At 73.0% G+C, this 5,301-nt stretch carries 8 protein-coding genes; 5 read left to right on the forward strand and 3 right to left on the reverse strand.

The features are described from left to right. Positions 1-360: 360 nt before the first annotated feature. The gene (locus VJS38_RS13515; RefSeq protein ID WP_324088671.1) at positions 361-1,584 is read left to right on the forward strand and encodes an acetate/propionate family kinase; all 1,224 of its coding nucleotides are present in this window, start codon (positions 361-363) and stop codon (positions 1,582-1,584) included. Here VJS38_RS13515 and VJS38_RS13520 read toward each other — a convergent pair. Next, a complete protein-coding gene (locus VJS38_RS13520) occupies positions 1,581-2,447 on the reverse strand; it encodes an alpha/beta hydrolase fold domain-containing protein (protein WP_324088672.1) in 867 nt (288 codons plus the stop codon). The two genes, VJS38_RS13515 and VJS38_RS13520, sit on opposite strands and share 4 nt — an antisense overlap. Before the next feature lie 175 nt (positions 2,448-2,622). Between VJS38_RS13520 and VJS38_RS13525 the strand changes: the two genes are divergently transcribed. The 4 genes from VJS38_RS13525 to VJS38_RS13540 all read left to right on the forward strand — a co-directional run bounded on the left by VJS38_RS13525 (position 2,623) and on the right by VJS38_RS13540 (position 4,130). Continuing rightward, positions 2,623-2,835 carry a hypothetical protein gene (locus VJS38_RS13525; RefSeq protein ID WP_324088673.1) on the forward strand — a complete coding sequence of 71 codons (213 nt, stop codon included), beginning with the start codon at positions 2,623-2,625 and terminating at the stop codon, positions 2,833-2,835. Positions 2,836-2,905: 70 nt separating this feature from the next. Further along, a complete protein-coding gene (locus VJS38_RS13530) occupies positions 2,906-3,295 on the forward strand; it encodes an MAPEG family protein (RefSeq protein ID WP_324088674.1) in 390 nt (129 codons plus the stop codon). Positions 3,296-3,412: 117 nt separating this feature from the next. Continuing rightward, positions 3,413-3,718 (forward strand): glycine zipper 2TM domain-containing protein, encoded by a 306-nt coding sequence (locus VJS38_RS13535; RefSeq protein WP_324088675.1) that lies wholly within the window; start codon positions 3,413-3,415, stop codon positions 3,716-3,718. 178 nt (positions 3,719-3,896) lie between these two features. After that, the gene (locus VJS38_RS13540; RefSeq protein ID WP_324088676.1) at positions 3,897-4,130 is read left to right on the forward strand and encodes a lipoyl domain-containing protein; all 234 of its coding nucleotides are present in this window, start codon (positions 3,897-3,899) and stop codon (positions 4,128-4,130) included. Positions 4,131-4,135: 5 nt separating this feature from the next. Here the strand turns inward: VJS38_RS13540 and VJS38_RS13545 are convergent, their stop codons facing one another. Then, positions 4,136-4,786, reverse strand: coding sequence for an AAA family ATPase (locus tag VJS38_RS13545; protein ID WP_324088677.1), 651 nt, complete (start codon positions 4,784-4,786; stop codon positions 4,136-4,138). A gap of 337 nt (positions 4,787-5,123) precedes the next feature. Then, positions 5,124-5,301 (reverse strand): SDR family oxidoreductase (locus VJS38_RS13550; protein WP_324088678.1); only part of this gene is annotated, 178 nt, incomplete at its 5' end.

Here is a 5,301-nt window from a genome sequence, read left to right on the forward strand (position 1 = left end):
CCATAGGTCTGGACGACTTGCGCCGGGCGCTCCTGCAGGGTGGTGACCAGGGCGCCAAAGCCCAGGCCGAGGGCGGCGAGACCGCCGAGGCCGAACAGCGACAAGGACGGCATGCCCCGGCTGCGCTGCAACGCCGGCTGACTGCGGAAACCGTGCCTGGACATGGCTGGGCTCACCAAGACTATGCCTTGGGAAGCGGCCGCGCTCGCCACCGGTTCCGGCGGGCGCGACGACGGGGCGGCGCCTGCGGCCGCGCTGCAACACCCTCCGGTGTCTCCCGCGGCGGCGAGGAGCGCTCACCTGAGAGACTTGGGGCCGGCGTCCGCCGTAGGGTGTGCGGCGCAGCAAGGAGCCTTGACCATGCCCAGGCGCGTCCTGACGCTCAACGCCGGCTCGTCGTCCATCAAGTTCGCGCTCTACCAGGCCGCGGACGGCGACCGTCCGAGCGGGGCGGCCGCCCTCGTGTGCGGCCAGGTGGAAGGCCTGGGCGCCTCGCCCCGGCTCACCGCCGAGAACGGCGGCGGCGAGACCTTGGCCGAGCGCGCGTTCGCGCCGGCGCAGATGGCCGATCACGGCGCCGCCATGGACGCGATCCTGCAGCTGCTGAACGAGCGGGTGCCCGGCGCGTCCGTCGACGCGGTCGGCCACCGCATCGTCCACGGCGGCCCGCGCTTCGCCGAACCCGTGGTCCTCGACTCCGCCGTCATGGCCGAGCTCGAGGCGCTCTCGCCGCTCGCCCCGCTGCACCAGCCGCACAACCTGGCCGGCGTCCGCGCCGCCCAGCGCGGCTTCCCCGCCGCGGTCCAGGTCGGCTGCTTCGACACCGCCTTCCACCGCCACCACGCCTGGGTCGAGGACACCTACGCCCTGCCCCGGGCGTTCTACGACAAGGGCGTGCGCCGGTACGGCTTCCACGGCCTGTCCTACGAGTACGTCAGCCAGCAGATGGCGCGCGTGGCGCCGGCGGTGGCGGCCGGCCGGATGATCGTCGCCCACCTCGGCAACGGGGCCTCGCTGTGCGCGATCCAGGACGGCCGCAGCGTCGCCTCGACCATGGGCTTCACCGCCCTCGACGGCCTGCCGATGGGCACGCGCTGCGGCCAGCTCGACCCCGGCGTCGTGCTCTATCTGCTGCAGACCGGGCGCATGACGGCGGACGAGTTGCAGGACCTGCTCTATCACGACTGCGGGCTCAAGGGCCTGTCCGGCGTCTCGCAGGACCTGCGCGACCTGGAGGCCTCGGGCGATCCGGCGGCGGGCGCGGCGATCGACTACTTCGTCCACCGCATCCGGCGCGAGATCGGCGCGCTCGCCGCCGCGCTCGGCGGGCTCGACGGCCTGGTGTTCAGCGCCGGCATCGGCGAGCACTCGGTGCGCGTCCGCGCCGCCGTCTGCGCCGGCCTGGAGTGGCTGGGGCTGTCGCTGGCCCCGGACCGCAACGCCGCCGGCGCCGAGCTGATCTCGGCCGAGGGCTCGAAGGTCGCCGTCTTCGTCGTCGGGACGGACGAGGAGCAGATGATCGCCCGGCACACCCTGCGCGTCGCCCAGGCCGCGCCGCGGCCCGAGGCGGCCCGGCAGGACTAAGCCAGCACGCCGTCGACGAACGCCGCCAGGGCTGCGAAGGCCTCGGCCGCTCCCGTCAGCGCCTCTCCGCGCACCACGGCGGTGTGCTCCATGCCGGGCACGACGCAGAGCCTCGCCGGAACGCCCGCCGCTTCCAGCGCCTGGGCGAAACGGCGGGAGTCTTCCACCAGCACCTCGCCTTCGCCGACGCAGACGAAGCTCGGCGGGAAACCGGCGCCGGCGGCGAACAGCGGCGAGGCCAGCGGGTGTTCGGGCGAGGCGCCCTGCAGGTAGAGGCCGGCCGCCTCGGTCGCCGAGAGGCGCGAGAACACCGGGTCGGACCCGGCGTTGATCTCGTAGAAGCGGCTGGCGACGGTCAGGTCCAGCCAGGGCGAGACCAGCACCAGGGCCGCGGGGCGCGGCTGATCCGCCGCCGAGAGCGCGGCCAGCCCCGCCGCCAGGCCGCCGCCCGCGGAGTCGCCCGAGAGGATCAGCGGACGGACCGCGCTCGCCTGCAGCGCCGTGAGCGCCGCGCGCGCGTCGGCGAGGCCGGCGGGGAACGGATGCTCCGGCGCAAGCCGATAGGCCGGGCAGACCACCTCGACCGCGCAGCGCCGGGCCAGGGCCGCGGCGAACGGCCCGATCATCTCCGGACGGCCCTGGCGGAAGCCGCCACCGTGCAGGTGCAGCACCGTCGCCCGCGGCGCGCCCGGCGCGGCGAAGCGCAGGGCCCGGACGCCGCCCAGACTGACCGTCTGCGGCGGCGGGTCGACAGCCCACGACCCCGCGGCGATCGCCTCGGCCATGCCCTGCCGCCGCTGGACGAGCTCCTCCGGCGGCGCACGGCCCCCGCGCTCCGGCGGCAGCTGAAGCGGCATGGTCATGTCGGATCCGGGCCGATCCATCCCTCAGCACTCCGGTGTTGGTTTGCCGACAGTAGGGACCAGGCTTTCCCGCCAGCAATCGGGAAACCGGCAGCGCGGCCAAATACTTATTTATGGAAATCGAAGATCGGCGAACGGGCCTGCGGGACTTCGCCCTCGGCGGCGTCATCCGGTCATGGACACTGCCCTTCGCCCCGTGACGCCCGCCAACGCCAACGAGCCGCCGGAGCCGCAAGCCGCCTGGCGGGAGCATTGCCTGCAGATGGCCTACTCGACCGAGGCCCTGGCCCATTGGTGCGACGAGGCCGAGATGATGAACGCCTACCTGGAGCTCGCGGCGAAGTGGAAGGCGAAGGCCGACCGGCCGCAGCCGTCTCTCAGCGCGTAGGACAGCCCCGGCTGCTGGCGCGCCGCGGGCCGTCAAGGCTATGCTCGGCGCGTCACCGGGGAGCCTCGCCATGCCCGAGCCGATCGCCGCCTACTGGGTCCTGCTGATCGGGGCCCTTATGCCCTACCCGCTGGTCGCCATGGCCAAGGCGGGGCCCGCCTATGACAACACCGATCCGCGCAATCCCGCGGCCCTGACCTCCACGTTCCGGCGCAACGCCTTCGGGGCGCACGCCAACTGCCTGGAGGCCCTGCCGCTGTTCGCCGCCGCGGTGCTGCTGGCGGGCTTGCGCCACGCGCCGGCGCAGCTGGTGGACACGCTGGCCTTCGTCTGGCTGGGCTGCCGGCTCGGCTACGTCGCCTGCTACCTGCGCGGCCTGGGCTCGCTGCGCAGCCTGATCTGGGCCGCAGCGACGGCGGCCAGCATCGCCATCTTCGTGACCGCGGCGACGGCGCGCTGAGCCAAGCTGAACGGTTCCTGAAGACCGCCTTCAGGCAGGCGCCAGCGGCGCCGTGCGATTTCCCTCGGCGGAGACGTCCCGGCAGGTGCGGCGTCCGAGTTTGGGGATAGTACGAAGATGAACACGCGCAAACTGATCACGGGGATCGTCCTGGCCGCCACCGCCATCTCGGCCTTTCCGGTCGCCGCCGAGGCGCACGACGGCTACTACCACCACCGCCACTACCGGCACGGCTACTACGAGGCCGACTACCGTCGCAGCTGCCGCACCAGCGGCACCACCGGCATGATCGTCGGCGGCGCGGCCGGCGCGCTCCTGGGCCGGCAGCTCGACGGCGGACGCGACCGCACCACGGGGACGATCCTCGGCGCCGGCGCCGGCGCCCTGCTGGGCCGCGAGGTCGGCAAGCGGTCGCACTGCTAAGGAGCGCAGGAGAGCCGCGGGGCTGGGGGGCCCGGGTCGCTCGCGGCGCCGCCGAAAACAAATCGCGGTTGATCCTGCCGCAGGATTTCCAGAACATGGCCAAGGCGCAGCAGGGTCCCGCGAATTGCCAGGATCGCGCCAACGCCCGGAGCAGGAAAGCCTGAGGACCCGAAGACTTATGCCCACCGTTCCGCTGCAGATCCCGCGTCTGGAGATGGCCATGACCGAAGGCGGCCTCGCCGAATGGCTCGTCGCGGACGGCGCCCAGGTCAACGAAGGCGATCCGATCTACGTCCTGGAGACCTCCAAGGCCTCGCAGGAGGTCGTGGCGCCCGCCTCGGGCGTGCTGCGCCACAAGGCGGCCGCCGGCGGGATCTATCCGGTCGGGACCGACATCGGCGAGATCGAGTAGGCGGGTTAGGCGGGCCTTGCGGCGGCGGCGCTTGCCTCGGCGAGCCGGGCCTCGACGAACTCCCAGAGGGCGGCGACCTCCCTGGCGGCGGCCTTGTCGGTCATCTCTTCCACGGAGCGGCCACGTTCCAGCGCCACCTGATAGATGGTCCGCGCCCGCACGATGGCCGGGGCCACCGGCGCCTGCATGTACTCGAGCGCCCGCAGCGCCCGGCGCACCACCGGCGCCTCGGCGCCCTCGCGCGCCACCGGCGCCTGGTTGACCACCACGGTCGAGGGCTTGCCCAGCCGGCGGACGATCGAGAGCGTGCGCGCCAGGCCAGCGATGTCCAGCAGGGTCGGGCGTACGACCATGACCACGAGGTCCGCCAGCACGATCGCCTCGCCGAGGTCCTCGACCGCTCCGGCGGCGGTGTCGATGACCAGCAGGTCCTTCTGCAGCCCGCCGGCCGCGAACTGCGCCGCCAGCAGCTTGGCGCCGGTCGTCTTCACGCAGTCGGGCCCGGGCTCGCTGCGCGCGTCTAGGAGGTCGTGGGCCGAATGCTGCGGATCGACGTCGGCGACCAGGACGGGCGCGCCGCGCAGGTGCGCCGCCAGCGCCAGATGGGTCGCCACCGTCGTCTTGCCCGAGCCCCCCTTGAGGGCGACCACCGCCACCGTCCGCAACGCCGCCTCGCCTGACGTGTTCAGAGGCGCCTACTATGAGGCGCAGCTCGGTTTCGAGCAAACGAGCGGAATGTCTGGAGAAAGAGCCCCGGTGAGCCGTATGTCGCTCGAGAGAGCGCCAGAGGTGCTTCTGCGGTTGCTCTATGGCCCTTCCGGGCGGCTCCCGCCGCAGGGCCTCTCGCGGTGACGAGCGAGGCCCGGCTCGCGAAAGAGAACGCGGCCCGGGATGCTCTGTTCCCGGCACGGGCTGCGCCGTGGCGGATCTGAAGCGCAGATGCTCCCCCGCATGCGGGGGAGCTGTCAGCGAAGCTGACCGGGTTCTGGAAGCTCAGGACGCCAGGTACTGGCCCCCGTTGATCGTCAGCGTGGCGCCGGTGACATAGCCGGCGCGCTCGCCGGCCAGGAAGGAAACCACGTCGGCGATCTCCTCGCCCTGGCCCAGCCGCCCGACCGGGATCGAGGCGATGATCCCCTCCAGCACCTTCTCCGGCACCGCCTGCACCATC

Source organism: Phenylobacterium sp., assembly GCF_035276905.1.
Taxonomy (GTDB): domain Bacteria; phylum Pseudomonadota; class Alphaproteobacteria; order Caulobacterales; family Caulobacteraceae; genus Phenylobacterium.

Excerpts from the sequence above, each read along its gene's own strand:
- VJS38_RS13515 (WP_324088671.1), top strand. The coding sequence starts at position 361 with ATGCCCAGGCGCGTCCTGACGCTCAACGCCGGCTCGTCGTCCATCAAG.
- VJS38_RS13520 (WP_324088672.1), bottom strand. The coding sequence starts at position 2,447 with ATGACCATGCCGCTTCAGCTGCCGCCGGAGCGCGGGGGCCGTGCGCCG.
- VJS38_RS13525 (WP_324088673.1), top strand. The coding sequence starts at position 2,623 with ATGGACACTGCCCTTCGCCCCGTGACGCCCGCCAACGCCAACGAGCCG.
- VJS38_RS13530 (WP_324088674.1), top strand. The coding sequence starts at position 2,906 with ATGCCCGAGCCGATCGCCGCCTACTGGGTCCTGCTGATCGGGGCCCTT.
- VJS38_RS13535 (WP_324088675.1), top strand. The coding sequence starts at position 3,413 with ATGAACACGCGCAAACTGATCACGGGGATCGTCCTGGCCGCCACCGCC.
- VJS38_RS13540 (WP_324088676.1), top strand. The coding sequence starts at position 3,897 with ATGCCCACCGTTCCGCTGCAGATCCCGCGTCTGGAGATGGCCATGACC.